Consider the following 26,302-nt stretch of genomic DNA (forward strand, 5'->3'; position numbering starts at 1 on the left):
CCGGAGGCGGGGCGGCAAAGTACCCTCCGAAGCGTGTCTCGTCGTCGCCTCGTCCGTCTCGCCCTGACCACCGTCGCCGCGGTGGTCGTCGTCGCCCTCGTCGCGGTGATGGTCACGGCGGTGATCGTCGTGCGCCGGCCGTTGCCGGAGGTCTCGGGGGAGCAGCAGCTGCCGGGGCTCGACGCCGAGGTGACGGTCACGCGCGACGACCGGGGCGTCCCGACGATCACGGCGACGACGGCGCAGGACCTGTTCCGGGCGCAGGGGTACGTGGCCGCGCAGGACCGCTTCTTCGAGATGGACTACCGCCGGCACGTGACGTCGGGGCGGCTGTCGGAGCTCGTCGGCGAGAACCCCGACGCGCTCGCCGCGGACAAGGTGATCCGCACGTTCGGCTGGCGTCGGGTGGCCGAGCAGGAGTGGGGTCTGCTGGAGCAGAGCACGCGCGACGCCCTCCAGGCCTACGCGGACGGCGTCAACGCCTACCTCGACGGCCGGGACCCGGGCGCGATCGCGGTCGAGTACTCGGTCCTCGGCGTGCGGCTGAACGTCAGCGCGCCGGCGGCGTGGGACCCGATCGACTCGCTCGCGTGGCTGAAGGCGATGGCGTGGGACCTGCGCGGCAACTACGACGCGGAGCTCGAGCGTGCCGCGTCGTTCTCGACGATCGGCGACGTCGCGCGCGTCGACGAGCTGTTCCCGGCCTACCCGCAGGACCTGAACCTGCCCATCCTCACGGCGGCGGACCTGCCCGCGACGGCCGCGCAGCAGGCGTCCGCGTCGACGACGCCGCTCGACCTCGACAGCGCCGACCTCCAGGCGGCGATGACGTCGGCCGCTGCCGCGCTGGACGCCGTGCCGCACCTCATGGGCGACGGCGAGGGCGTGGGCTCCAACTCGTGGGTGGTCTCCGGCGCGCTCACCGAGTCGGGCAAGCCGCTGCTGGCCAACGACCCGCACCTGGGCATCTCCGCGCCGGGCATCTGGGAGCAGATCGGGCTGCGCTGCGACGAGGTCTCCGCGCAGTGCCCGTACGACGTCACGGGCTTCGCGTTCGCGGGCATGCCCGGCGTCGTCATCGGCCACAACGCCTCGCTCGCGTGGGGGCTGACGAACCTCGGCGCCGACGTGACGGACTTCTTCCTCGAGCGCGTCGACGAGGACACCACCCGCCGCGACGGCGCCGAGTCGCCGATCACGGAGCGCGTCGAGGTGATCCACGTCAACGGGGGTGACGACGTCGAGCTGACGGTCCGGGAGTCGGTGCACGGCCCGCTGGTGTCCGAGGTCCTGGACCTCGAGGGCGTCGGCACCGCACCGGTCCCGGAGGACGCGCCCGGTCGCCGGTTCGAGGTCGCCCTCGGCTGGACCGCCCTGCAGCCGGGCCGGACCATGGACGCGGTGCTGGCGATGAACGTCGCCGAGGACGCCGCGGACATCCAGGCGGCCGCCGCGCTGTTCGACGTGCCGTCGCAGAACATCGTCTTCGCGACGACGGACGGCCACATCGGCTACCAGGCGCCGGGTCGCATCCCGGTCCGCGCGAACGTCGCCGGTGGTCCGGTCCCGTCGGACGGCACCTGGCCGCGGCCGGGCTGGGACAGCAGGTACGAGTGGCAGGGCTTCGTCGACGCGGCCGCCATGCCGCGTGCGCTGGACCCCGTCGAGGGTTTCATCGTCACCGCCAACCAGGCCGTCACCCCGGCCGGCGTGGGCCCGTTCCTCACCGACGACTGGGACTACGGCTACCGCGCGCAGCGGATCCGGGAGCTCCTCACGGACGCCGTGTCGGACGGCAAGGTCGGCGTCGCGGACATGGGCCGGATCCAGGTCGACAAGCACAGCCCGTACGCGGACGTGCTGGTCCCCGTGCTGCTGTCGCTCGACATCGACGACTCGTTCTACGACGACGGTCAGGAGCTGCTGCGGACCTGGGACCGCGTGCAGTCGGTGGACTCGGCGGCGGCGGCGTACTTCGCGGCGGTCTGGGCGGACATCCTGGCGTCCGCCTTCGCGGACGACCTCCCCGACGGGTACGGGCCCTCGGGCGGCTCGCGGTGGCTCGAGGTGGTCCGCCGGCTGGTCGACGAGCCCGCGTCGCCCTGGTGGGACGACAAGTCGACGCCCGGTGTGGTGGAGGGCCGCGACGAGGTGCTGACCCGCGCGATGGTCGCCGCCCGTCGCGAGCTGACCGCGGCGCTGGGCCGCGAGGCGACGGACTGGCGCTGGGGTCAGCTGCACCCCGCCGCACCCGAGCACCCCGTGCTCGGCGGGACGTCGCTGCCCGGCGTGGTCCGGAACCTCGTCAACCCCGACCCGGTGGCCGTCGGCGGGGGGTCCTCGATCGTGGACGCCACCGCCTGGAACGCCAGCTCCGGCTCGTTCGCCGTGACCGCGGCTCCCTCGATGCGCATGGTCGTCGACCTGGGCGACCTCGACGCGTCGACGTGGGTGACGCTGACCGGCGCGTCAGGCCACCCGGCGAGCGTGCACTACGCCGACCAGCTCGGTCCGTGGTCGCGCGGCGAGACGTTCCCGTGGCCGTTCACGCAGGCCGCGACCGAGGCGGACGCCCGCGACCGGCTCACCTTCACGCCGTGATGAGGTGCCACTCCAGCGGCGTGGCGACCGCGTCGACCAGGCGGTCGTGGCGTTCGCGGGGCAGCGGGCGCCGCGCCGCGTCGTAGAGCTCCTCGGGGAACACCAGCGCGACGACGGGGGCCCCCGGCCGCAGGTGCTCGAGCGCCCGGTCGTACCAGCCGCCGCCCTGACCGAGTCGTGCACCCGTGGTGTCGACGGCCAGCGCGGGGGCGATCACGACGTCGGCGTCGGCGAGCGCCGCCGCGCCGAGCGTGGGACCACCGGGCTCCGGCGGGCGGCCCGGGGCGCGCTCGCGCAGGTCGTCGGGGCCGGCGTACTCGGCCCACTCGCGCTGCAGCCCGCTGCCCAGCACCGGCAGGAGGAGGCGGACGCCGCGCGCCGCGAGGGCCTCGAGCAGCGGACCGGTGCCGGGCTCGGTGACGCGGGACGCGTACACGGAGGCGCAGGTGGCGTCGGCGACCGCGGGGATGGTGAGCACGACGTCGGCGAGTGCGTGGGCGGCCGCCTCGCGCTGCCGGACCGAGCGGATCTTGCGCGCGTCGCGGATGGCCACCCGGAGCCGTTCCTTGACGTCCTCGACCTCGTCCCCCTCGGACACGCGCGGATACGGCTGGGCGACGCTGCTCATGAGAACAGTGTCGCCCACCCGACGACAGCCCGACGACCGACCGAGGGATGAGTTGTGACCTCGTCCACGTGGTGACGGACACCACAGCGCAACCTCCGGAACCGCGGTTATGGTCCCTGTCATGACGATCCACAAGGCAGTCATCCCCGCCGCAGGACTGGGTACCAGGTTCCTGCCCGCCACGAAGTCGACGCCCAAGGAGATGCTCCCGGTCGTCGACAAGCCGGCCATCCAGTACGTCGTGGAGGAGGCCGTGAAGGCCGGCCTCGACGACGTGCTGCTGATCACCGGCCGGTCCAAGCGCACGCTCGCCGACCACTTCGACGCCGTGCCGGAGCTCGAGGCCGCCCTGGAGGCCAAGGGCGACCTGGAGCGGTTGGCCAAGGTCCGCGAGTCCACCGACCTCGGTCACGTCCACTTCGTCCGCCAGGGCCAGCCGAAGGGCCTGGGCCACGCCGTGCTCCAGGCGAAGCACCACGTCGGGCAGGAGCCGTTCGCGGTCCTGCTCGGTGACGACCTGATCGACGAGCGCGACGAGCTGCTCAGCACGATGCTCGCCCTGCAGGAACGGACCGGCGGCTCGGTCATCGCCCTGCTGGAGGTCCCGCCCGCGCAGATCTCGATGTACGGCTGCGCGGCGGTCGAGGAGCTCGACGGTGCGGCCGACCCCGACCAGGTCCGCATCACCGCGCTCGTCGAGAAGCCCCCGGCGGACGAGGCCCCCAGCAACCTCGCCATCATCGGTCGCTACGTGCTGCACCCCGCGGTGTTCGAGGTGCTGGAGAACACGGCGCCCGGTCGCGGCGGCGAGATCCAGCTGACCGACGCGCTCGCGACCCTCGCCGGCCTGCCGGCGTCCGAGGGCGGCGGCGTGTACGGGGTGGTGTTCCGTGGTCGTCGCTACGACACCGGGGACCGGCTGGACTACCTCAAGGCCGTCGTCCAGATCGCGGTGGACCGTCCCGACCTGGGGCCCGACTTCCGTGCCTGGTTGGGCGACTTCGCGGGGACTCTCGGTAAGCCGCTGTCCGACTGACCTGCTTTTCCGGGCACAATGCCCGGATGAGATCGGTCCAGGATCACCTCGCGGCCGTGCTGGCCTCCGTCGGACCGGTCGCACCGCTCGACGTCGTGCTCCGTGACGCCGTCGGCTGCATCCTCGCCGCCGACGTCACGGCCACGCACGACCTGCCGGCGTTCGCGCTCGCGGCGCGCGACGGGTACGCCGTCGCCGCGTACGAGACCGCGGGCGCCGGCTACGCGAGCGCCCAGTCGCTGCCCGTCGCGCACGACGTCCGGCCGGGCGCCGGTCCGCTGCGGCTGGTGCCCGGCACCGCGGTGCGGGTCGCGTCCGGTGGGGCGCTCCCGATCGGGGCCGACGCCGTCGTCCCCCTGGAGGAGACCGACCGCGGCACGGCACGCGTCGCCATGCAGCGACCCGCCGTGCCCGGCCAGCACGTACGACCCGCCGCGTCCGACGTCCGCGCGGGCGACGTCGTGCTCGAGGCGGGGACCCGCCTGGGCGCCCGGCAGCTGGCCCTCGTCGCCTCGATGGGCCGGGGGCGGCTGCGGGTCCACCCGACGCCCCGCGTGGTGCTGCTCTCGGTCGGCGACGAGCTCGTCGAGCCCGGCACGCACGCCGACCGGTCGGGGCACGGGGTCTTCGAGACCGACGGGCACGCCCTCGAGGCCGCCGTCCGGGACGCCGGTGCCGCGGCGGTCCGGGTCGGCATCCTCGGGGACGACCGGGCGGTCCTGCGGGAGGCCATCGAGGACCAGCTGGTCCGCGCCGACCTGCTCGTCATCACCGGCGGCCTGTCCGAGCTGACCGACGACACGGTCAAGGACGTGCTGGCCACGATGGGCAGCGTGCGGCTGGACCAGGTCGCGATGACGCCCGGCCAGCGGCACGGGTTCGGCACCGTGGCGGACGACCTGGCCAGCGACAAGTCCGTCCCGATCTTCGCGCTCCAGGGGCACCCCGTCGCCGCGCAGGTCTCGTTCGAGGTGTTCGTCCGTCCGGCGCTGCGTGCGATGGCCGGGCACGCCGAGGTGTTCCGACCATCGGTCGCGGCCGAGGCCGTCGAGGGTTGGGTCTCCCCACCGGGGCTGCGGCAGTTCGTGCCCGCGACCGTGCTCGGGTCCCCGGAGGAGGGCTACCGGGTGACCCCGATCGGTGACCCGTCGGCGCCGACGGTCAGCGCGCTCGCCCACGCCAACGCGCTCGCGGTGGTGGGTGAGCAGGACCTGACCGTGCACCCCGGACAGGTGATCCACTGCCTGGTCCTGGAGGGCTGATGGTGACGGGATGGCCCGCCGTGCTCGTCGAGGGTGACGTGCGCCTGCGTCCGTTGCGCCGCCGCGACCAGGACACGTGGATGGCGCTGCGCGCGCAGAACGCCGCGTGGCTCGAGCCGTGGGACGCCACGAGCCCCGTGCCCGTGACGGGTCCGCGGCCGTCGTTCGGCACCTTCGTGCGGACCCTGTCCGCGCAGGCCCGCGCCGGGGTCACGCTGCCCTTCGCGGTCGACCACGCCGACCGCCTCGTCGGTCAGCTGACGGTCTCGTCGATCACGTACGGCTCCCTGCGGTCCGCGGCCATCGGGTACTGGGTGTCCGAGCACGTCGCCGGGCTCGGCATCACCCCGACCGCCGTCGCGCTGGCCACCGACCACTGCTTCGAGACGCTCGGCCTGCACCGCGTCGAGATCAACATCCGCCCCGAGAACGGCCCGTCGCTGCGCGTCGTCGAGAAGCTGGGGTTCCGCGACGAGGGCGTGCGCGAGAAGTACCTGCACATCCAGGACAAGTGGTGCGACCACCGCACGTTCGCCCTGACCGTCGAGGACGTCCCCGACGGGCTCCTGCGGCGCTGGCGGTCGCGCACTGTCGGGTGACGCACAGGCCGACACGCCGTGGTGGTCCCCGGACGGCGCCGCCCTGACGCCTACCGTCGTGACGTGAACGATCTCGCAGGACCGGTCGCGCTCGCGCTGGTCGGCCTGTGGGTGGCGTACCTGGTGCCGCACAAGCTGCGGTACCGGCAGCAGCTGCTGGAGTCCCGGGCGGACGACCGGTTCTCCGAGGCGCTGCGGGTGGTCGCGGTGAGCGACCGGCGCAGCCGCCAGGAGGCCGTCTCCGGGCCGACAGTGAGCAGCACAGCGGGGTTGCTGACCCCGGGCAAGGGGCTCCCGGTGGCCACCGGGAGCGTGACAGGAGGCACCACCGTGGACCGACCGCACGGCACGCAGGACAGGATCACCGCCGACGCGGCCCGCCGCGCCGCGCAGGCACGTGCTGCCCGGGCGGCCTCGGTCGCGCGTCGTGGCGCCGCCGCGCGCCGTCGTGCGCTCCTGGCCGGGTTCCTCGTCGTCGCGAGCGTCGTCGCCTGGGCCGCGGTCGGTCTCAGCCCGCTCGTCACCTGGGTCGCGGGCGTCGTGCCCACGGTCCTGCTCGGCTCGGTCCTCGTGCTCGGCCGGCGCGCCGTCCTCGCGGGCCGTGAGGCCGACGAGGCCTGGGAGCAGAGGATCGCCGCGGAGCGTCGCGTGGCGTCCGGGCCGCGCACCGGTGCGATGCGTGCCGTCGCGACGGCGTCGGCGTCGGCGACGAGGCCCGACCCGGTCGTGGCCCCGACGGCTTCCGCGCCCCCGGCGGAGGCGCCCATGGCGTTCGTCACCGGCCGCGCCGTGCACCCGTCCGACGCCAGCACCGAGGTGTTCGCGCGGATCGTCGCGGACACGGGGGAGTCCGACGGCCCCGCCCGGCACGCGTCGACCGGGCAGGTCCCGGTGGTCCGCCGCTCCGCCGGCGAACGCGCCCCGGAGACGGCGGGCGACGAGGACGAGGCCTGGTCGCCGGTCCCCGTCCCGCGCCCGACGTACACGATGAAGGCCTCCGCCCCGCGGCGCGAGCCGGCCCCGCTGGAGAACCTCGAGGGGTCGACCGCCGCCCGTACCGCCGACGTCGACGCACCCGCCGACGCCGAGCGGGCGCCGCTCGAGGCGCCTGTGGAGACCACCGGCAGCATCGACCTCAACGCCGTCCTGGCCAAGCGCCGCGTCGCCGGGGAGTGACCCGCCGGATTTCGCGATCCACCGGGGCCTGGTGTTAGTCTTTAGGCCGCTCGCGGGGCTGTGGCGCAGTTGGTAGCGCGTCTCGTTCGCAATGAGAAGGTCAGGGGTTCGAATCCCCTCAGCTCCACCGCAGCACGAAGGCGGCCCCCCTCCGGGAGGCCGCCTTCGTCGTTCCGGAGAAGGCTCTGCAGGTCAGGCGAACAGGGCCCGGTAGTGGTCCGACTGCGCCGGGTGGTAGTCGCCGAAGTCGAGTGCTGCGACGTCGGCGCCGGTCTCCGCGGCGACGAGGCGGTCGAGGTAGTACTCCCAGCCTGGCCCGACGCCCGTCGCCACCTCCGCGTCCGGGACGGACTGGCTGAACGTCAGCGTGGTGGTGCCGTCCGCCTCGGTCAGCTCGAGCACGAAGTGCCAGACGTTCTCCTCGCCGACCACCTGCGAGGTGAGCGTGATGCGGCGGGGTGGGACGCACTCGTGGATCGTGAAGGTCTCGGGCTTGGTGTCGTCGCCCTCGGCGTTCATGCGGAAGAGGACCGAACCCGAGGTCGGGTCGCCGGTCCAGGTGCCGATCCAGCGTTCGAGCCGGTCGGACTCGGTGACCGCGGCCCACACGGACTCGATCGGCGCGCGGAACGTGCGGTCGAGCACGATGCTGTCGTGGCCGTCGCGGGTCTCTCGGCGGCCGGTGGGGCTGGGGGTCATGCTGTCTCCTCCTCGGGGTCGGTCGGCAGGGCTTCTCGATGGTCGCGGACGGTGCGGCGGACCTCGAGGTCGAGGCCGTCGAGGACCGAGTCGTCGAACCGGGGGCGCGGGCTCAGGTCGCGGAGCAGGCCTCGGACCGGTTCCAGCCCGTCGGCCAGCAGCGCGTAGTGACGTTCCCGTCCGTGCGCCTCGGCGCTGACCAGGCCGGCGTCCACGAGGACGCGCAGGTGCTTGCTGACGGCGGGTCGGCTGATCGGGTGCATGGCGGCGAGGTCGACCACGCGCGCCGGGCTCCGCGCGAGGGTGCGCAGCAGGTCTCGTCGCACCGGGTCGGCGAGCGCGGGGAACGGGTCCATGGACTATTGGTAACTAATCGGTTACCAATCTGTCAAGAGGAGGGCGGCCTCCCGTCCGGAAGGCCGCCCTCGTCGTGCTGGGTGCGTGGCGCTCAGAGGATGCTGCGGCGACGGCCGCGGCTCCCCGAGACGGCGGCGACACCGATGGCGGCGAGCACGACCTGGAACAGCAGCTCGACCCAGTCGACGCCCGCGGTGTCCTGCACGCCGACCAGGCTGGCCAGGTAGGTACCGAGCAGGGCCGCGACGATGCCGATGAGGATGGTCACGAGAAGGGAGATGCGCTGACGGCCGCGCACGAGCAGACGGCCGAGGATGCCGATCACGGCGCCGATGATGATGGCGGAGATGATGCCTTCGGGTGTCATGTGTGGAACTCCTTGACTTCGAGGGGTTCGTCCGGGTACGACGGATGAATCTAGGGGGGATCCGACGGATCCGCGCGCCGAGCGCGGTGACAGAATGTCGCCGTGCCCTCCGCCATGCCCGCCGACGACGCGGGGCGCAGGCTCTGGGCACGGGCCCTGCACTGGGTCGACCCGCTCGTCGTGATGATCCTGTCCGCGCTCCTGCTGGGGCTGCTGCTGCCCGCGCGCGGGGTGGTCGCCGACGTCCTCGACGTGGCCCGCACGGCCGCGATCGTGCTCCTGTTCTTCCTGTACGGCGCCCGCATGGCCACCGGCGAGGTGTGGGCGGGGCTGCGCAGCTGGCGGCTGCAGGGGTCGATGCTCGCGGCGACCTACGTGGCGTTCCCGGTCCTCGGTCTGCTGGTCCAGCTCCTGCCGGACGCGGTGATCTCGTCCGAGCTCAAGACGGGCGTGCTGTACCTGTCGCTGCTGCCGTCCACCGTGCAGGCGTCCGTCGTGTTCACGTCCGTCGCGCGCGGCAACGTCGCCGGGGCGATCACGGGTGCCACGATCTCGAACGTCGTCGGCATCGTGCTGACGCCGCTGCTCGTCGGCGTGCTCATGGTCCGGACCTCCGGACAGGCCGGCGGGAACCTCACCGGGATCCTCCTGCTGCTGCTCCTGCCGTTCGCCGCGGGGCAGCTGGTGCAGCGCTGGCTGGGGCCCTGGTTGCGGGCGCGGCCGCACCTCACGCGGGTGACCGACCGGAGCGTGATCGTCCTCGTCGCCTACACGTCGGTGAGCCAGGCGACGGTGTCCGGGGCGTGGTCGCACGTCACCTGGGTCGCCCTCGTCATCCTCGTCGTGGTGTGCGCGGCCATGCTCGCCACGATGCTGCTGCTCACCTGGGACGGCGGACGTCGGCTCGGGCTGGCCCGCGGCGACCGGATCGCGCTGCTGATGTGCGGGTCGAAGAAGAGCCTCGCGACGGGCCTGCCGATGGCGGCGGTCCTGTTCGCCCCAGCGCTCGCCGCGAGCGTGGCGCTGCCCGTGATCGTCTTCCACCAGCTGCAGCTGGCCACGTGCGCGGTGCTCGCGCGCAGGCTCGCGGCGCAGGTCGAGTAGCGTTCAGCCGGAACGATTCGACCCGCTCTCCTCCGAGGACCCCCCGTGCCCGACGCCATCGCCGTCATCCCGCAGCCCTCCGTGCTCGAGCAGACCGGCGACGCGCCGTTCGTGCTGACGGAGGCGACCACCGTCGTCGTCGACGGCCGACCGGACCTGATCGGCATCGCGGTGCTCGCGGCGGACCTCCTCGGCCGGGTCGGGGGCAGGGCCGTCGAGGTGCGGTACGCCGAGAGCAGCCCCGGCGCCGCGACCGGTGTGGTCCGGCTCCGGCTGGTCGAGTCGCTGCCGCCCGGCGACGAGGCGTACCGCGTGACCTCCCGCGCCGGTCGCATCGACCTCGAGGCCCGCACCCCCGCGGGGCTCGTGCGCGCGATCGTGACTCTGCGCCAGCTCGTCGTCGCCGCACCCGGAGGGGTCCTGCAGGTTCCCGCCGTGCGCATCGAGGACGCGCCGCGGTACCAGTGGCGCGGGCTGTCGGTCGACGTGGCCCGGCACTTCCTGCCGGTGCGCGACCTCAAGGTCGTCATCGGCCTCATGTCGCACTACAAGCTCAACGTCCTGCACCTGCACCTGACGGACGACCAGGGCTGGCGCCTGCACGTGCGGTCGCGGCCGCTGCTGACCCGGCTGTCCAGCAGCACCTCGGTCGACGGGGACCCCGGCGGCTTCTACACGGCCGAGGACTACGCGGACCTCGTCGCGTACGGGGCGGTCCGCGGTGTGCGCGTCGTCCCGGAGATCGACGTCCCCGGGCACGTCAACGCGGCCACGCACGCCTACGGGGAGCTGAACCCGAGCGGTGAGCCGACCGACAGCTACACGGGGATCGAGGTCGGCTTCAGCCGGCTGCACGCGGACCTGCCTGCGACCGGCCCGTTCCTCACGGACGTGTTCTCCGACGTCGCGGCGATGACCCCCGGTGAGTACGTGCACATCGGTGGCGACGAGGTGCTGACGATGGAGGCCGACGAGTACGCCACGCTCGTCGCCGCCGCGTCCGCCGCGGTGCGCGCCGCCGGCAAGAAGGTCGTCGGCTGGCAGGAGATCGCCCACACCCCGTTGGAGCCGGGCACGGTCGTGCAGTACTGGGACACCCGCGTCGACCCGGCTCCGTTCGTCGCCGCCGCCCAGGCCGGAGCCCTGCTGCTCATGTCCCCGGGGTCGAAGGCGTACCTCGACATGAAGTACGACGCGAGCACCGAGCTCGGCCTGGAGTGGGCCGGTCACATCGAGCTGCGCGACGCCTACGACTGGGAGCCGTCGACCCTCATCGAGGGCGTGCCGGCGGAGTCCGTGATCGGCGTCGAGGCGGCCGTCTGGACCGAGACGCTGCGCGACCTGCCGGCGCTCACGCAGATGCTGCTGCCGCGGCTGGCCGCGATCGCCGAGGTCGCCTGGTCCGCACCCGAGCGCCGCGACTGGGACGACTTCCGCGACCGCGTCGCCCGCCAGGCACCGTTCTGGGACCGCCTCGGGCTGTCCTGGTACGCGAGCCCGCAGGTGGACTGGGCTCGCTGAGGCGTCAGGGCGTCAGACCCACGTCTGCAGCCACATGTGCGAGTGCCAGAAGTCGTAGGGCACGATCCACGCGGACCAGAGCGGGTAGAAGAACGCGCTGACGGCCACGATCAGCGCGACCAGCACCCCGGAGCCGATGATCGCCCACCGGCGTTCGCGTGGGTCGAGGTCCTTCGGTCCGACCACCAGGCCGATGACGTAGACCAGCGTGAGCACCACCCAGGGCGCGAACACGATCGAGTAGAACGTGAAGATCGTGCGGTGCTCGTAGGCGAACCACGGCAACCAGCCGGCTACCAGGCCGGACAGCACCGCCCCCGCGCGCCAGTCGCGGTACCGGAACAGCCAGACGAGCGCGACGATGATCGCCGCCGCCGCGCACCACCACAGGACCGGGTTCCCGAGCGCGACGATCGCCTGCGAGCAGCTGCTCGCCCCGCACGCGTCCTGCGCCGCCTCACCGGTCAGCCCGGACACCTCGGTGGGGTAGAAGAACGACGTCGGACGCCACTGCACGATCCACCCGAGCGGGTGGGACGAGTACGAGTGCGGTGTCTCCAGCCCGTTGTGGAACCCCCACATGTCCTGGTGGTACTTCCAGAACGAGCGCAGCGCCGGCGGGAGCCACAGGACGCCCTGGTCCGGGTTCTGCTCCGCCCAGAGCCGACCGTAGGACTGCCGGTGCGTGAACCAGGACCACCACGAGCCGACGTAGACGACGAGCGCGATCCCGACCATCGCGACACCCGCGACGACACCGTCCTTGAGGATCCCCGCGCGCCACCAGTGCCGCACCCCGATGCTCCGGCGGGCGGTGAGGTCCCACGCCACGCTGAGCAGCCCGAACACCGCGAGGAAGTACAGGGCGGACCACTTGGTGCCCAGCGCCAGACCGAGCAGCACGGCAGCCGCGAGCCGCCACCAGCGGACGCCCAGGCGTGGCCCGTCCCGGAGCTCCTCGCCCGCGTCCAGCCGTCGCGCGGTCCGCTCGGCCAGCCGCCGCCGTGCCTGGTCGCGGTCCAGCAGGAGCGCGCCGAACGCCGCGAGGACGAAGAACATGAGGAACGGGTCCAGGAGGCTGATCCGCGACATGACGATCGCCTCGCCGTCGACCGCGAACAGCAGGCCCGCCAGCGTGCCGAGCGCCGTGGACGCGAACAGCCGCCGGCCGATGCGCGCGATCATCAGGACCGCCAGGATCCCGCAGACGGCCGCCGCGATGCGCCACGCGGCCGAGCTGCCGACACCGCCCCCGAGCTGGATCCCGAGGGCGATCAGCCACTTGCCCACCTGCGGGTGCACCACGTACGAGCCGACGTCGGTCAGGCTGCTGGTGTCACCCGCCTCGAACGCCGGGTTCGGGTCCTCGCCCCACGTCGCCTCGAAGCCGTTGACCAGCAGCGAGTACGCGTCCTTGACGTAGTACGTCTCGTCGAACACGAGCGTGTGGGGGCGGCCCAGGTCCCAGAGCCGCAGCACCGCGGCCAGCGCCGTGACGGCGAGCGGCCAGAGCCATCCCGTGAGCCGTTCGCGCGGCGTCGAGCCGAGCCGGAGCGTGTCGTCGCCCAGCAGCCGCCGCAGCAGCCGGCCGCGGGTGGACTCCTCGGGGCCCTCGAGCTCGCGCGGCTCGTCGTCGCGGTCGAGGACCGCCACGGCCACCGGAGCGCCGACCGGAGCGGTCGCGCCGGCTCCCACCGCTGCCCCTGCGCCCACGGCACCGACCGTCGTCTCGGACCCTGCGCTCCGGTCGGCCGTGTCCGTCGCGTCGACGGCCTCCGCCGGCGTGGGCTCGTCGACCCCGACCTCGACGCTCGTGTCGTCGGAGCCAGCCTGTCCGGTGCCGCCGACGGCAGCGGGCCCGTCCACGCTCTCGGCGACGACGGTCGCGCCCTCGACCGTCGTCGGGGCCTCGTCGGGAGCCGGGGAGGGGGCGGGGACCTCCTGACCTTCGGTCAGGGTCGAGGCGTCGTCGTCTCCGGTGGGCGGCACGCGGTCATCGTAGGGGCGGTGCCTGTGCTGCGGGAGGGGGTTCCGGGAGGTGGCAGGCTGACCGGTGTGACCCCTTCGAGCCCCACCGGCCGACCCTCAGGCCGTCTCGTGCTGGCCGCGACACCGATCGGGAACACCGAGGACGCCTCGGCGCACCTGCGTCGGCTGCTCGCGGAGGCCGACGTCGTCGCTGCGGAGGACACCCGTCGGCTGCGGGCGCTCGCGGCCCGGCTGGGGGTCGAGATCGGTGGTCGGGTGCTCAGCTTCCACGAGCACAACGAGGTCGAGCGGTCGGCGGAGGTGCTCGCGGTCGTCGCCGGTGGGGGCACGGTGGTCGTCGTGACGGACGCGGGGATGCCCGCGGTGTCGGACCCCGGGTTCCGCGTGGTGGGCGCCGCGGTCGCAGCGGGACTGCCGGTGACGGCCGCCCCCGGGCCGAGCGCTGTGCTCACCGCGCTCGCCCTGTCCGGGCTGCCGACCGACCGGTTCTGCTTCGAGGGGTTCCCACCGCGCAAGCCCGGCGAGCGGGCCCGGGCGTTCGAGCTCCTGGCCGACGAGCGCCGGACGATGGTGTTCTTCGAGGCACCGCACCGGCTCGACGACACCCTGGCGGCGATGGCCGTCGCGTTCGGCGCGGACCGGCCCGCCGCCGTCTGCCGCGAGCTGACCAAGACGTACGAGGAGATCGTCCGCGGACCCCTGGCGGACCTCGTGGCGTGGGCGTCCGCGGACCAGGTGCGCGGGGAGATCGTCGTGGTGGTCGGCGGGGCGGTCAACGCGGTGGAGCTGTCGACCGCGGACCTGGTCGCGGAGGTCCTGTCCCGCACGGACGCCGGCGACCGCCTGAAGGACGCGGTCGCCGAGGTGGCCGCAGCGGCAGGCGTCCCGAAGCGCGACCTGTACGCGGCGGCCCTGGCAGCCAAACCCCGCTGACCCCCTTGCTCGGCGTCGGCCGACGACCAAGCCCTGAGTGACGCGTCGACGACCGAGTGCGTCACCCAGGGCTTGGTGCCCCGGTGGGCACCGTCCGCGGACAGGGCGGGGCCGACGGCAGGTCATCCCGTCGAACCCGACCTGGGCGCCGTTCCGACAGCCGTCGCGGTCTCCATGTCGGGGTCGTCAGTAGAAGACGGCGTCGCGCGGGCCGACCGGGTGGCGGAACGTCCACCGGACCCACGCCTGGGCCGCGAGCAGCACCGGGACGCAGGCGAGCAGCACGAGCTCGAGGGTCGGTGCCGGCGACGGCACCGGCGCGAGGGCGAGCGCGGCGGCGACGACCGGGAGCACGCCGCCCACGACCACCGCGCCGAGCGCCCGGTGCAGCCGACCGGCCGCCAGCGCCGGACGCGCCACGAGCGCGGACCCGGAGCCGGCCAGCACCACGAGCGGCGGCAGGACGGCGGTCATCGGACCGTCGGCGGGGACGAGGACGACGTACGCGATCGCCGACGCCGCGAGCAGACCCGCCGACCACGGCAGGGACCGGGCGGCCAGCCGGGTGGCGCGCTCGCGCAGGACGCCCGAGGTCCGGACCGCGACGAAGGTGGTGCCGAGCACGCGCGTGACGGCGACCGCGGAGAGCGCCGTGAGGACCGGCACGACGACGCGCGCGGTCGGCGACGGCTGCGGCGGGAGCCACACGAGCGCGGTCCCGAGCAGGGCTCCTGCGGACAGCGGCAGTGCGACCGAGGCAACGACGATCACGCGTTCCCACGACGCCCGCCAGCGGACGCCCGGGCGTCGGCTGCGCAGCCACACGCCGGCGTCGCGGAGCACCCAGGTGACGAGCAGCGCGATCACCAGCGGGTAGGCGACGCCGAGGAGGTCGCGCTCGAGGTCGTGGAAGCCCGCGAGCAGCACGCCCGCGGCGGCGACGAGCCAGACCTCGCCCGCCAGCAGGAACGGTCCGAGGGCGGTGAGGACGGTCCGGCGCTCGCCGGGGGTCCGGCCGACCTGGCGGAGAGTCGCGCCGAGGCCCTGGTTCATGCCGTCGAGGACGGCCCAGCCCGCGAGCGCGCCGACGAGCAGCAGGCTCCAGATCATCGGGGTGCCTCCGCGAAGGTGAGGGGCTCGTCGGCCTCGCGGGCGTGGAGCGCGGGCGCGCCGAGCGTCGGGGACCCGGGTCCGAGGCGGGCCAGCCGGGCGAGCAGTACCCAGTCGACGACGGCCAGGGTCGCGATGAGCCCGACGAGCACGGCGAGCGAGACGAGCACGGTCGTGGCGCTGTGCGTGGAGGTGGCGTCGGAGGTCCGCAGCACCCCGACGACGACCCACGGCTGCCGGCCGATCTCGCGGGCGAGCCAGCCGAAGATCGCCAGCACGAACGGGAGGGGCAGCACGGCGGTGAGGAAGGCGTAGACGGCGTTACGGAACGGCAGCCGGAACAGCGCGCCGCGGATCATGAGCGCCAGCATCGGGAACGCGCCGAGGAACAGCACGAAGCCGCCCAGGACCATGAGGCCGAGCGCGGTGCCGACCACGGGGGACTGCCCGGCCGCGGCGTCGTCGGCGAGGTAGGAGAACTGCGAGAACCCGAACCCGACCGCGAGCAGCGCCCCCACCGACCCCACCACCACGCCGGTGCGCAGCGAGCGCTGGAACAGCTCGTCGTAGCCGGTCTGGCGGCGCAGGTGCCAGGCGCTGATCCCGATGACGACGAACGCACCGGCCAGCAGGCACGCACCGATGACGTGACCGAGCGACAGGACCGAGGCGGGGTTGAGCACGAGCGCCGCGGGGTCGGTGACGTGGGCGACGCCGTCGCGCAGCTCGTAGCCGACCGGGTTGCGCAGGAACCCGTTGGCGACCATGACGGCGAACGCCGACGCGTACCCCGTGAGCACGACGAGCCAGAAGACCGCGGTGTGCACCCACCGGTCCAGCTGGTGCCAGCCGAACACCCACAGCCCGAGCAGCGTCGACTCGAGGAAGAACGCGACCATCGTCTCGACGGCGAGCGGGGCGCCGAACACCTCGCCGGCGACGTCGAGCAGCCCCGGGAAGTGCAGCCCGAACTGGAGCTCCAGCAGGATCCCGGCGACGATCCCGAGCGCGTAGTTGACGAGGTACAGCTGGCCCCAGAACCGGGTGGCGTACTGGTGGACGTCGAGGCGGGTGACCGCCCAGCGGGTCTGGAAGATCGCGACCACGGGTCCGAGGCCCAGGGTCACGAGGACGAACAGGAAGTGGAAGCCCGCGAGCAGGGCGAACTGCGTGCGGGCGGCGTCGACGGCGCTCACGAGAGGGACGCTAGAGCCGGGAGACGGCCGCGGACCCGGCTCCCGGGGGAAGATCGGGGACGGTTCCGGGTGGTCCCCGAGGTGGACCGGCGCACCGGTCAGGGTGGTCCCGGAGTGCGGGGCGCGGGTGCTCGTGATCGGCTGGGGCATGGCTCTGCGGAGGGTGACCGGGTGCGCGCTCGTCGTCGCCCTCGGGGCGCTCGCGGGCTGCACCGCACAGGACAGCCCGGAGACCGCACCGGCCGCGGCATCCCAGCCTCCGTCGGTGGAGGTGACCGACGTCGACGACGTCGTCGGCGACCTCGACGTGCCGTGGGGGCTCGCGTTCCTGCCGGACGGCGACGCCGTGGTCACGCTGCGCAACGAGGCGGCGCTGGTGGTCGTCGGTCCCGACGGCTCGGCGACGGACGTGACCGGGCCGGGCGCCGACGAGCTCACCGACCTCGTCGTGCCCGGTGGCGAGGGTGGCCTGCTGGGCGTGACGGTCCTGGGCGCGGACGGCACCACCGTGGACCTGGCCCTGTACGCGACCGCGGCCGACGACAACCGGGTCCTGCGCGGCACGCTCGACGGGTCGGTCCTGGGGGACCTGCGACCGATCCTCACGGGCATCGAGAAGGCCGGGAACCACAACGGTGGCCGGCTCGCGGTCGGGCCGGACGGCTTCCTGTACGTCACCACCGGCGACGCGGGCGACCCGCCGTCGGCGCAGGACCCGGACAGCCTCAACGGCAAGATCCTGCGCATCACCCCCGACGGTGAGCCCGCGCCGGGCAACCCCGACGACGGCTCACCGGTGTGGAGCCTGGGGCACCGCAACGTGCAGGGGCTGGGCTGGGCGCCCGACGGCCGGATGTTCGCCTCGGAGTTCGGCCAGAACACGTGGGACGAGCTCAACGTGATCGAGCCCGGCGCCAACTACGGGTGGCCGGAGGTCGAGGGGATCGGCGACGGGTTCGTGTCGCCGGTGGCGCAGTGGCCCACCACGGACGCGTCGCCGAGCGGTCTGGCCGTCACCGACGAGGGCGTCTACCTCGCCGGGCTGCGCGGCGAGCGGCTGTGGCGGGTGCCGCTGACCGACGACGGCGTCGGCACCCCGGGGGCGCTGCTGGAGGGGGAGCGCGGGCGGCTGCGCGCGGTCGAGCCGGCGCCCGACGGGTCGCTGTGGGTCGTCACAGGGAACACCGACGGCCGCGGCGACGTCCGCGACGGCGACGACCGGATCCTGCGGCTGGTCGTCGACTGAGCGCGCGCGCACGCTCACCTAGGATCGGCGCATGTCTCGCATCCTCTCGGCCGTCGCGTGGCCCTACGCGAACGGCCCCCGCCACATCGGTCACGTCGCCGGCTTCGGTGTCCCGTCGGACATCTTCAGCCGCTACAACCGGATGGCGGGCAACGAGGTGCTCATGGTCTCCGGCACCGACGAGCACGGGACGCCGATCCTGGTGCTGGCCGACCAGGAGGGCCTGGGCCCGCAGGAGCTGGCCGACAAGTACAACCGCGTGGTCGTCGAGGACCTGGTGAACCTGGGTCTGAGCTACGACCTGTTCACGCGGACGACGACGCGCAACCACTACGCGGTCGTGCAGGAGATGTTCCGCACGGTGCACAAGAACGGCTACATGATCGAGCAGTCGTCCTTGGGGGCCATCTCGCCGAGCACGGGCCGCACGCTGCCCGACCGGTACGTGGAGGGCACCTGCCCGATCTGCGGGTACGACGGGGCGCGCGGCGACCAGTGCGACAACTGCGGCAACCAGCTGGACGCGATCGACCTCATCAACCCGCGCAGCCGGATCAACGGCGAGACGCCGAAGTTCGTCGAGTCGAACCACTTCTTCCTCGACCTGCCCGCGCTCGCCGGCGCCCTGGAGGCGTGGCTCAGGACGCGCACGGACTGGCGCCCGAACGTCCTGAACTTCTCGCTCAACCTCATCGACGACCTGCGCCCCCGGGCCATGTCCCGGGACATCGACTGGGGCATCCCGATCCCGCTGGAGGGCTGGGCGGACAACCCGAACAAGCGCCTCTACGTGTGGTTCGACGCGGTCATCGGGTACCTGTCGGCGTCGATCGAGTGGGCGCGCCGCAAGGGCGACCCGGACGCCTGGCGTCCCTTCTGGAACGACCCCGAGGCCCTGAGCTACTACTTCATGGGCAAGGACAACATCACGTTCCACTCGCAGATCTGGCCGGCCGAGCTGCTGGCCTACGACGGTCGCGGGGCGAAGGGTGGCTCGCCCGGGCAGTTCGGCGCGCTGAACCTGCCCACCGAGGTGGTCTCCAGCGAGTTCCTGACGATGGAGGGCAAGCAGTTCAGCTCGTCGCGCGGCGTCGTCATCTACGTGCGCGACGTCCTGTCCCGCTACCAGCCGGACGCGCTGCGGTACTTCCTGTCGGTGGCCGGGCCGGAGAACCAGGACTCCGACTTCACGTGGGCGGACTTCAAGACGCGGACCAACTCCGAGCTCGTCGCGGGCTGGGGCAACCTGGTCAACCGCACGGCGAGCCTGATCCACAAGAACTTCGGCGAGATCCCGGCGCCCGGTGAGCTGCAGCCGGTCGACCAGGGTCTGCTCGCGGCCACGTCGGCGGGCTTCGACAAGGTCGGCGGTCTGATCGGCACCCACCGCAACCGTGCCGCGGTCAGCGAGGCGATGCGCGTGGTCCAGGAGGCCAACCGGTACATCTCCGAGACAGAGCCGTGGAAGCTCACGCAGGACCGGGACCGTCTCGGCACGGTGCTGCACACGGCCGCGCAGGCGGTCAGCGACGCCAACACGCTGCTGGCGCCGTTCCTGCCGCACTCCGCCCAGAAGGTGCACGAGACGTTCGGCCGCACGGGCACGTTCTCGCCGCTGCCGCGGATCGACGAGGTCACCGACCTCGACGACGACTCGCGCCACTACCCGGTGATCACCGGCGACTACGAGCTCGGACGGACCGTCGCGCCGTGGGGGTCGAGCCCGGTCGTGCCCGGGACGCCCGTCGGCAAGCCCGTGCCCGTCTTCACCAAGCTCGACGACTCGATCGTCGAGGAGGAGCTCGAGCGGCTGCGTCAGGCCTGATGGCGCGGACGCGGACGACCGGGTGGCCCGAACCGCCCGAGCCCCTGCCCCTCGCGGTCGTCGACAACCACACGCACCTGGAGTCGGTGGTCACCTGGGAGGGGTCCCCGTCCCTGGCTGCGCACCTGGAGCGCGCGTCGTCGGTGGGGGTGCCGCGCATGGTGCAGGTGGGCTGCGACGTGGAGGCGATCGCCTGGACCGACGACGCGGTGCGCACCCACCCGCAGCTCCTCGGGGCCGTCGCCGTCCACCCGAACGAGGCCGTCCGGCACGCGGGGGTCGTCGAGGCCGCACCCGACGGCCTCGAGCCCGAGCCGCCGTACGAGGTCCCGCTGGCGGACGCGATCGACCTCGTGGAGCGCACCGCCCGGGCCAACCCCCGCATCCGCGCCATCGGCGAGACCGGCCTGGACCACTTCCGGGCGGGCACCCGGGGCAGGGAGGTCCAGCGCGAGGCGTTCCGGACGCACGTCGCGCTGGCCAAGGAGCTGGGTCTCGCACTGCAGATCCACGACCGCGACGCCCACGACGAGGTGGTCGAGGTGCTGCTCGCCGACGGCGCCCCGGACCGCACGGTGTTCCACTGCTTCTCCGGCGACGCGGCGCTCGCGCGGCTCGCGGTGTCCCACGGCTGGTACCTCTCGTTCGCCGGGCCGGTCTCCTTCCGTGCGAACGACGCCCTGCGGGACGCGCTGCGCGTGGTCCCGCCCAGCCTCCTGCTCGTCGAGACGGACGCCCCCTACCTCACCGTGCACCCGTTCCGGGGCCGGCCCAACGCCCCGTACCTGCTGCCCGGGACCGTCCGCACGGTCGCCGAGGTCACCGGGCGCCCCCTGGTGGAGGTCTGCTCGGCGCTCGCGGCGACGTCCGAGGCGGTCTACGGCTCGTGGTGACGGGTCTGACCCGGTCTGGCACCGCACGGTCGAGTGATGTCGGTCCCGGAGGGCGGACCTCGGGTTACCGGGTCGGTCACGGATCGGTTACGGTCGGACCTGCGTCCAGGACGGACGCATCTTCGTGAGCCCTGCCGAGAGGACCCACCGCGTGAGGCCGGACCAGGAGCGTGCGACGCGCAGTCGCCCCTTCCGTGGTCGTCGAGCCGCCCGCGTGGTCGCCCAGGCCGCCGTGCTCGCGGTCGTGGCGGCCGCGACGAGCGCCTTCGCGGTCCTGCACAAGACCGTGACGGTCGACGTCGACGGAACGGCGGTGGAGGTCGAGGCGTTCGGCCGGACGGTCGGGGACATGCTCGCGAGCGCGGACATCGAGGTCGGGGAGCGGGATCTCGTCGCCCCGGCCCTGGACCAGCCGATCGCGCGGTCGGGCCAGATCGTGGTGCGGCACGGACGGGAGCTCGCCGTCGAGGTCGACGGTTCGGAGCGCTCGGTGTGGACGACGGCGCTGACAGTCGGTGAGGCGGTCGACGGGCTCGGGCTGCGGGACGACGAGGTGCGCCTGTCGGCGTCCCGGTCGGCCGCCCTGGGCCGGGACACGCTGCGCGTCTCGACGCTGAAGACGATCCACCTCGTGGTCGACGGCCAGGTCATCGACGGGCTGAGCAGTGCCGCCACCGTGCGGGAGGGCCTGCGGGACATCGGGCTGGTCCTCGAGGAGGGCGACCAGGTCTCGGTGCCGCTCGACTCGACCGCCGTCGACGGGCTCGTGGTCCTGGTGACCCGGGCCAGCACGTCGGGGGAGACGGTGACCGAGGCGATGCCGTTCGAGTCCACCGAGGTCGAGGACCCGGGGATGGTCAAGGGCAACACCGTCATCGCCACCAAGGGCAAGGCGGGCGTCCGCACGACCACGTACGAGCTCCAGGTGGTGGGCGGCGTGGTGGTCGGCCGGACCCCGATCGCGTCGGTGGTCACCGTCCCGCCCGTCGCCCAGGTCACCCGGGTCGGCACCGCCGAGCTCCCCGACCCGTCGGTCGTGGCCGTCGAGCCGGGCACGGCCCAGGCGCTCGGCAAGGAGATGGCGGCCGCGCGCGGCTGGGGCGACGACCAGTTCGCCTGCCTGCTCGCGCTGTGGAACAAGGAGAGCGGCTGGCGGGTCAACGCGGAGAACACGTCCTCGGGTGCGTACGGCATCCCGCAGGCGCTCCCGGGCACCAAGATGGCGACCGTGGCCGACGACTGGCGGACCAACCCCGCCACGCAGATCACGTGGGGCCTGAACTACATCCAGGCCCGCTACGGCGACCCGTGCGGCGCTTACGCGCACAGCAAGCTCAAGAACTGGTACTGATTCACCCGATTCCCGTGTGATCCCGCTCACGCGTCCTGACGTGGGGGAACGCCGGATCGGCTGCCGAAACAGGGCACATCGCTACCGCATCTGACGGTAGGCGCGCTTGGCAACGCGATCACGATTCGGTTACGGTCGGTGCCGCCCCGCGATCTGGACATCGGCCCACCTGTGCCGGCTGTCGATTCTGCGGGGTGGTCGGCGCCCGCTCCAGGCGGGCCGCCGTGACGGCCGGATCGGGGATCCGGGACCGACGGGAGACACCTCACCAGGTGTCCACAGAGACTCGAACCTGAGGAACACCGCCGGGTGCCGCGCATGCGACACGTCCCGCCCCCCGTGCCCGGGCACCTCGACGGCTGGAGCCCCGTGCAGTTCTCGACCCTGATCCCTGGTCTGTCCGCGCGAACGCGCACCCCGTCCTCCCCGGACGAGCCCCCCACGACGGACCACCGGTCCGGTCGGGCACGCATCCTGCCCATCACCGCCGCCGCTGCGGCGCTCGTCCTCGCGGGCGGGTCGGCCGCGTTCGCGCACGCGCAGAAGACGGTGACTCTCGACGTCAACGGCGAGATCGCGGAGCTGAGCACGTTCGCGGGGTCGGTCGAGGGCTTCCTGGCCGACCAGGGCGTCGTCGTCGGCGACCGGGACCTCGTGAGCCAGACCGGCTCGCTGCGCGAGGGCTCCGAGATCGTCGTGCGGCACGCGCACCAGGTCTCGGTCAGCGTCGACGGCCAGGAGACGTCCGTCTGGACGACCGCGCTGTCCGCCGACGAGGCGCTCGACTCGCTCGCCGCCCGCGGCCAGTCGGTGGCGCTCGTCGCGTCCCGCTCGGCAGCCGGCGGCCGGCCGGAGCTCGCGCTGGACCTCACCCTGCGCGGTCCGGCCGACGTCCTCGTCGACGGCACCACGCTCGAGGTCGCCGACGCCGACGCGTCCGTGGCGCAGGTCCTCGGTGAGCTCGGGGTCGTGCTGAACGCCCTCGACCGCGTGTCCGTCGTGCAGGGGGACACCGGCCGGGTCCAGGTCGTCGTCAACCGCGTCCTCGTGCAGGACGTCACGTCCACGCACGAGGTCGCGTTCGCGTCGACCACGCAGCAGGACGCCACCCGCTACACCGACCAGAAGCGGACGCTGACTGCGGGGGTCCCCGGCGTCCGCACGCTCGTCGAGCGCGTCACCACGGTCGACGGCGTCGAGTCGGCCCGCGTCGCGATCTCCGACGCCGTCACGCAGGCGCCGGTCGACGAGGTCCTGAGCGTGGGGACCAAGGCGCGTCCGGTCGTGACGAAGGCTCCGACGACGTCCGCCCCGGCCACGGGCAGCCCGGTGACCGCCGGCGGCAGCGCCGACTCGCTCAACTGGGCCGCGCTGGCCAAGTGCGAGTCGGGCGGCAACCCGACCATCGTGTCGTCGACGGGCAAGTACCACGGCCTCTACCAGTTCTCGGTGAGCACGTGGCAGGCCGTCGGCGGGGCCGGGCTTCCCTCGGCCGCCTCGGCCGACGAGCAGACCGCCCGCGCGAAGATGCTCTACAACCGCTCCGGTGCCGGCCAGTGGCCGCACTGCGGGAAGTACCTCTTCAGCTGAGCACCCGCCGGAACCCCCGCCCTGCAGTCCGGGGCGGGGGTTCCGCTGTGCTCGCCTAGGCTCGTGCGCATGTCGACCACCACCACGCTGCTCGGGCCTGCGGAGATCCGTGAGCTCGCGGAGCGTGCCGGGGTGCGCCCGACCAAGCAGCTCGGGCAGAACTTCGTGCTCGACGGCGGCACCGTGCGCAAGATCGTGCGGCAGGCCGACGTCGAGCCGGGCGACCGGGTGGTCGAGGTCGGGCCCGGTCTCGGCTCGCTCACGCTCGGGCTGCTCGAGGCGGGGGCCGACGTGGTCGCCGTGGAGATCGACCCGACGCTGGCCCGGCTGCTGCCGACGACCGTCGCGCGGCACGTGCCGGGTCTGACGGTCGTCGCGGGCGCCGACGACGAGCCGGTGGTCCTGCGCGACGACGCCGGGCGCAACCGCCTGACGATCGTCCTGGCCGACGCCCTGGACGTGCACGCGCTGCCCGGCCCGCCGCCCGTCGCGCTCGTCGCCAACCTGCCGTACAACGTCTCCGTCCCGGTCCTGCTGACGTTCCTGGAGCGCTTCGACAGCCTGGAGCGCGTGCTCGTCATGGTGCAGGCCGAGGTGGCCGACCGGCTGGCCGCGCCGCCCGGCAGCCGCACGTACGGGGTGCCGTCCGCGAAGGCGGCCTGGTACGCGTCGGCCCGCCGGACCGCGACGGTCGGCCGCTCGGTGTTCTGGCCGGCGCCCAACGTCGACTCGGCGCTGGTGCGCTTCGACCGTCGCGAGCCGCCCGCCACCGACGCGACCCGGGAGGCGGTCTTCGCCGTCGTCGACGCGGCGTTCGCGCAGCGCCGCAAGATGCTCCGCTCGGCCCTGTCCGCGCTGGCCGGATCCGCCGACGCCGCCGTCGCGGCCCTGGACGCGGCCGGCGTCGACCCGCAGGCGCGGGGCGAGCGCATCGACATCGCCGGGTTCGCGCGCATCGCGGAACACCTCGGGCCGGTCGGCGGTCGACCTGGCATTGTGGAGGCGTGACGCTGACCCCCGTGGCCCCGCTGCCTGAGCACGAGGTCAGGGTCCGCGCGCCCGGCAAGGTCAACCTGTCGCTGCGGGTGGGCCCCCGCGAGGACGACGGCTACCACGCGGTGTCGACGGTGTTCCAGGCGGTGTCGGTGTTCGAGGAGGTCGTCGCGACCCCGTCGGAGCAGCGCACGCTGACCGTGAGCGGCCCGCAGGCGGAGCTGGTGCCGACGGACGGGTCGAACCTCGCGCTGCGCGCCGCAGCCCTGCTGGCCGAGCGCGCGGGGATCGACGACGGCGTCCACCTGCACCTGCACAAGGGGGTGCCGGTCGCCGGCGGGATGGCGGGCGGCTCGGCCGACGCCGCGGCGACCCTGGTGGCCTGCGACGCTCTGTGGCGGACCGGGCTCAGCCGGGACGACCTGCTGGAGCTGGCCGCCGAGCTGGGGTCGGACGTGCCGTTCTCCCTGGCCGGGCACACCGCCGTGGGCTCGGGACGAGGTCACCTGCTGACGCCGGCGCTCAGCCGCGGCGAGTTCCACTGGGCGTTCGCCGTGCAGGACCGTGGGCTGTCGACCGCCGAGGTGTACGCCGCGTTCGACGACCTGCACGGAACGGCGATCGTCCCCGACCAGGACGACGACGTCCCGCTGATGCAGGCGTTGCGCGCGGGGGACCCGCGGGCGCTCGGCGCCGCGCTGCACAACGACCTGCAGATGGCGGCGCTCGAGCTCGACCCGGGCCTCGCGGAGCCGCTCGCGGTCGCGCAGGACGCGGGGGCGCTCGGCGTCGTCGTGTCCGGGTCGGGCCCGACGGTCGCCGCCCTCGGCCGCAGCCGCCAGCACGCGCTGGTGCTCGCGGCGGCGTTCACGGCGTCGGGGGTGGCCGACCGCGTCCTGACCGCGGCCGGTCCGGTGGCCGGCGCGCGCGTCGTCAGCTCGACCGACTGACACCTCTGCTCCTTGACATCTCGTCGCGCCGAGCAATACTTAAGAACATGCTTAACAATGGCGAGCTGGACAAGGTCTTCAAGGCCCTGTCCGACGCCACCCGCCGCGCGATGGTCGAACGCCTCGTCCGCGGTCCGGTGTCGGTCAGCCAGCTCGCCGAACCCTTTGAGATGTCCCTGCCGGCGGTCCACCAGCACCTCGCGGTGCTCGAGGACGCAGGCATCGTCACCTCGCACAAGACCGGCCGGGTCCGCACGGTCCAGCTCGCCACCGACGCCCTCACGGGCGCGGGGGAGTGGATGGGCCGACAGCGGCTGCCCGCCGAGCGCCGGCTGGACCGGCTCGGCGCCTTCCTCGATCCCACCCAAGGACCCCGATCATGACTGTCGACACCACCAGCACCGTCGTCCACGCCACCTTCGTCGTCGAGCGCACGTTCGACGCCCCGCTCGATCGCGTCTGGGACGCGTTCGCCGTGCCCGAGCAGCACGCCCAGTGGTTCGGCTCCGACCCCGGGTTCACCGAGACCGAGGCGCACGAGGACTTCCGCGTCGGCGGCCGGGCCGTGCAGGACGGCCAGTGGCACGACGGCCCGACGAGCCGCTACGAGGCCACCTACACCGACATCGTCGAGCGGTCGCGCATCGTGTCGACCTACGACATGTGGGTGGGCGGCGAGCACCTGTCGACGTCGGTGACGACCACCGAGCTCCAGGCGGTCGACGGCGGCACGCGTCTGGTCTACACGGAGCACGGCGTGTTCCTGGACGGCAAGGACGACGGCAGCACGCGCGAGTCGGGGTTCGCCGGGATCTTCGACACCCTGGCGGCGTACCTGGCCGGCTGAGGTGCGGGGCCCGGTCGCGGACGGCAGGG

The 26,302-nt window shown here is 73.4% G+C and carries 24 protein-coding genes and 1 tRNA gene; 18 read left to right on the forward strand and 7 right to left on the reverse strand.

Features of this window, described 5'->3' with window-relative positions; genetic code table 11:
• Nucleotides 1-33 precede the first annotated feature (33 nt).
• A complete protein-coding gene (locus tag CTE05_RS09665) occupies nt 34-2,601 on the forward strand; it encodes a penicillin acylase family protein (RefSeq protein ID WP_371863363.1) in 2,568 nt (855 codons plus the stop codon).
• On the opposite strand, the gene CTE05_RS09670 is transcribed toward CTE05_RS09665, so the two are convergent.
• Nucleotides 2,591-3,229, reverse strand: a complete 639-nt coding sequence (locus CTE05_RS09670; protein ID WP_146845915.1) for a 5-formyltetrahydrofolate cyclo-ligase — start codon at nt 3,227-3,229, stop codon at nt 2,591-2,593. The genes CTE05_RS09665 and CTE05_RS09670 overlap by 11 nt on opposite strands.
• Nucleotides 3,230-3,350: 121 nt before the next feature.
• Between CTE05_RS09670 and galU the strand changes: the two genes are divergently transcribed.
• The 5 genes from galU to CTE05_RS09695 all read left to right on the forward strand — a co-directional run bounded on the left by galU (nt 3,351) and on the right by CTE05_RS09695 (nt 7,429).
• Nucleotides 3,351-4,265 carry a UTP--glucose-1-phosphate uridylyltransferase GalU gene (gene galU, locus CTE05_RS09675; RefSeq protein WP_146845916.1) on the forward strand — a complete coding sequence of 305 codons (915 nt, stop codon included), beginning with the start codon at nt 3,351-3,353 and terminating at the stop codon, nt 4,263-4,265.
• 26 nt (nt 4,266-4,291) lie between these two features.
• Entirely contained in the window at nt 4,292-5,527 is a 1,236-nt protein-coding gene (locus CTE05_RS09680; RefSeq protein WP_146845917.1) for a molybdopterin molybdotransferase MoeA, read from the forward strand.
• Nucleotides 5,527-6,126: a GNAT family N-acetyltransferase gene (locus CTE05_RS09685; RefSeq protein ID WP_146845918.1), complete on the forward strand. Its 600-nt coding sequence runs from the start codon at nt 5,527-5,529 to the stop codon at nt 6,124-6,126. Before CTE05_RS09680 ends, CTE05_RS09685 begins: the two co-directional genes overlap by 1 nt.
• A gap of 63 nt (nt 6,127-6,189) precedes the next feature.
• A complete protein-coding gene (locus CTE05_RS09690) occupies nt 6,190-7,302 on the forward strand; it encodes a SepX/GlpR family protein (RefSeq protein ID WP_146845919.1) in 1,113 nt (370 codons plus the stop codon).
• A gap of 54 nt (nt 7,303-7,356) precedes the next feature.
• A tRNA-Ala gene (locus tag CTE05_RS09695) sits at nt 7,357-7,429 on the forward strand.
• A gap of 65 nt (nt 7,430-7,494) precedes the next feature.
• Here the strand turns inward: CTE05_RS09695 and CTE05_RS09700 are convergent.
• The 3 genes from CTE05_RS09700 to CTE05_RS09710 form a co-directional block, all read right to left on the reverse strand.
• A complete protein-coding gene (locus tag CTE05_RS09700; protein ID WP_146845920.1) occupies nt 7,495-8,001 on the reverse strand; it encodes an SRPBCC family protein in 507 nt (168 codons plus the stop codon).
• Nucleotides 7,998-8,357: an ArsR/SmtB family transcription factor gene (locus tag CTE05_RS09705; RefSeq protein WP_146845921.1), complete on the reverse strand. Its 360-nt coding sequence runs from the start codon at nt 8,355-8,357 to the stop codon at nt 7,998-8,000. The genes CTE05_RS09700 and CTE05_RS09705 overlap by 4 nt, the downstream gene beginning before the upstream one ends.
• A 92-nt stretch (nt 8,358-8,449) precedes the next feature.
• Nucleotides 8,450-8,725: a GlsB/YeaQ/YmgE family stress response membrane protein gene (locus CTE05_RS09710; RefSeq protein WP_146845922.1), complete on the reverse strand. Its 276-nt coding sequence runs from the start codon at nt 8,723-8,725 to the stop codon at nt 8,450-8,452.
• Nucleotides 8,726-8,827: 102 nt separating this feature from the next.
• Between CTE05_RS09710 and CTE05_RS09715 the strand changes: the two genes are divergently transcribed.
• Both CTE05_RS09715 and CTE05_RS09720 read left to right on the forward strand, forming a co-directional pair.
• Nucleotides 8,828-9,829 carry a bile acid:sodium symporter family protein gene (locus CTE05_RS09715; protein WP_307724288.1) on the forward strand — a complete coding sequence of 334 codons (1,002 nt, stop codon included), beginning with the start codon at nt 8,828-8,830 and terminating at the stop codon, nt 9,827-9,829.
• A 45-nt stretch (nt 9,830-9,874) separates the two neighbouring features.
• The gene (locus tag CTE05_RS09720) at nt 9,875-11,350 is read left to right on the forward strand and encodes a beta-N-acetylhexosaminidase (RefSeq protein WP_146845923.1); all 1,476 of its coding nucleotides are present in this window, start codon (nt 9,875-9,877) and stop codon (nt 11,348-11,350) included.
• Between the two features lie 12 nt (nt 11,351-11,362).
• On the opposite strand, the gene CTE05_RS09725 is transcribed toward CTE05_RS09720, so the two are convergent.
• Nucleotides 11,363-13,339: a dolichyl-phosphate-mannose--protein mannosyltransferase gene (locus CTE05_RS09725; RefSeq protein ID WP_246123476.1), complete on the reverse strand. Its 1,977-nt coding sequence runs from the start codon at nt 13,337-13,339 to the stop codon at nt 11,363-11,365.
• A gap of 66 nt (nt 13,340-13,405) precedes the next feature.
• Between CTE05_RS09725 and rsmI the strand changes: the two genes are divergently transcribed.
• Nucleotides 13,406-14,272, forward strand: a complete 867-nt coding sequence (rsmI, locus tag CTE05_RS09730; RefSeq protein ID WP_246123477.1) for a 16S rRNA (cytidine(1402)-2'-O)-methyltransferase — start codon at nt 13,406-13,408, stop codon at nt 14,270-14,272.
• Nucleotides 14,273-14,458: 186 nt separating this feature from the next.
• On the opposite strand, the gene CTE05_RS09735 is transcribed toward rsmI, so the two are convergent.
• Together CTE05_RS09735 and CTE05_RS09740 are read right to left on the reverse strand one after the other, a co-directional pair.
• Nucleotides 14,459-15,382 (reverse strand): cytochrome d ubiquinol oxidase subunit II, encoded by a 924-nt coding sequence (locus CTE05_RS09735; protein WP_146845924.1) that lies wholly within the window; start codon nt 15,380-15,382, stop codon nt 14,459-14,461.
• Entirely contained in the window at nt 15,379-16,578 is a 1,200-nt protein-coding gene (locus tag CTE05_RS09740) for a cytochrome ubiquinol oxidase subunit I (protein ID WP_146845925.1), read from the reverse strand. The genes CTE05_RS09735 and CTE05_RS09740 overlap by 4 nt, the downstream gene beginning before the upstream one ends.
• A gap of 148 nt (nt 16,579-16,726) precedes the next feature.
• On the opposite strand from CTE05_RS09740, the gene CTE05_RS09745 reads away from it, so the two are divergent.
• From CTE05_RS09745 to CTE05_RS09785, 9 genes are all read left to right on the forward strand, one after another.
• Nucleotides 16,727-17,824: a PQQ-dependent sugar dehydrogenase gene (locus tag CTE05_RS09745; protein ID WP_146845926.1), complete on the forward strand. Its 1,098-nt coding sequence runs from the start codon at nt 16,727-16,729 to the stop codon at nt 17,822-17,824.
• A gap of 31 nt (nt 17,825-17,855) precedes the next feature.
• Nucleotides 17,856-19,649 carry a methionine--tRNA ligase gene (gene metG, locus CTE05_RS09750; RefSeq protein ID WP_146845927.1) on the forward strand — a complete coding sequence of 598 codons (1,794 nt, stop codon included), beginning with the start codon at nt 17,856-17,858 and terminating at the stop codon, nt 19,647-19,649.
• Nucleotides 19,649-20,542 (forward strand): TatD family hydrolase, encoded by an 894-nt coding sequence (locus CTE05_RS09755; RefSeq protein WP_146845928.1) that lies wholly within the window; start codon nt 19,649-19,651, stop codon nt 20,540-20,542. The genes metG and CTE05_RS09755 overlap by 1 nt, the downstream gene beginning before the upstream one ends.
• Nucleotides 20,543-20,756: 214 nt before the next feature.
• Complete coding sequence (locus CTE05_RS09760; RefSeq protein ID WP_246123480.1) at nt 20,757-21,893, forward strand: resuscitation-promoting factor; 1,137 nt, start codon at nt 20,757-20,759, stop codon at nt 21,891-21,893.
• 318 nt (nt 21,894-22,211) lie between these two features.
• A complete protein-coding gene (locus CTE05_RS09765; RefSeq protein ID WP_146845930.1) occupies nt 22,212-23,483 on the forward strand; it encodes a resuscitation-promoting factor in 1,272 nt (423 codons plus the stop codon).
• Between the two features lie 69 nt (nt 23,484-23,552).
• Nucleotides 23,553-24,491, forward strand: coding sequence for a 16S rRNA (adenine(1518)-N(6)/adenine(1519)-N(6))-dimethyltransferase RsmA (gene rsmA / locus CTE05_RS09770; RefSeq protein WP_146845931.1), 939 nt, complete (start codon nt 23,553-23,555; stop codon nt 24,489-24,491).
• Nucleotides 24,488-25,426 (forward strand): 4-(cytidine 5'-diphospho)-2-C-methyl-D-erythritol kinase, encoded by a 939-nt coding sequence (locus CTE05_RS09775; protein ID WP_146845932.1) that lies wholly within the window; start codon nt 24,488-24,490, stop codon nt 25,424-25,426. The genes rsmA and CTE05_RS09775 overlap by 4 nt, the downstream gene beginning before the upstream one ends.
• A 47-nt stretch (nt 25,427-25,473) precedes the next feature.
• Complete coding sequence (locus CTE05_RS09780; RefSeq protein ID WP_146845933.1) at nt 25,474-25,809, forward strand: ArsR/SmtB family transcription factor; 336 nt, start codon at nt 25,474-25,476, stop codon at nt 25,807-25,809.
• Nucleotides 25,806-26,273: an SRPBCC family protein gene (locus CTE05_RS09785; RefSeq protein ID WP_146845934.1), complete on the forward strand. Its 468-nt coding sequence runs from the start codon at nt 25,806-25,808 to the stop codon at nt 26,271-26,273. The genes CTE05_RS09780 and CTE05_RS09785 overlap by 4 nt, the downstream gene beginning before the upstream one ends.
• The last annotated feature ends 29 nt before the right edge of the window (nt 26,274-26,302 follow it).

The sequence above is a fragment of the Cellulomonas terrae genome (assembly GCF_007990265.1).
Classification (GTDB): domain Bacteria; phylum Actinomycetota; class Actinomycetes; order Actinomycetales; family Cellulomonadaceae; genus Cellulomonas; species Cellulomonas terrae.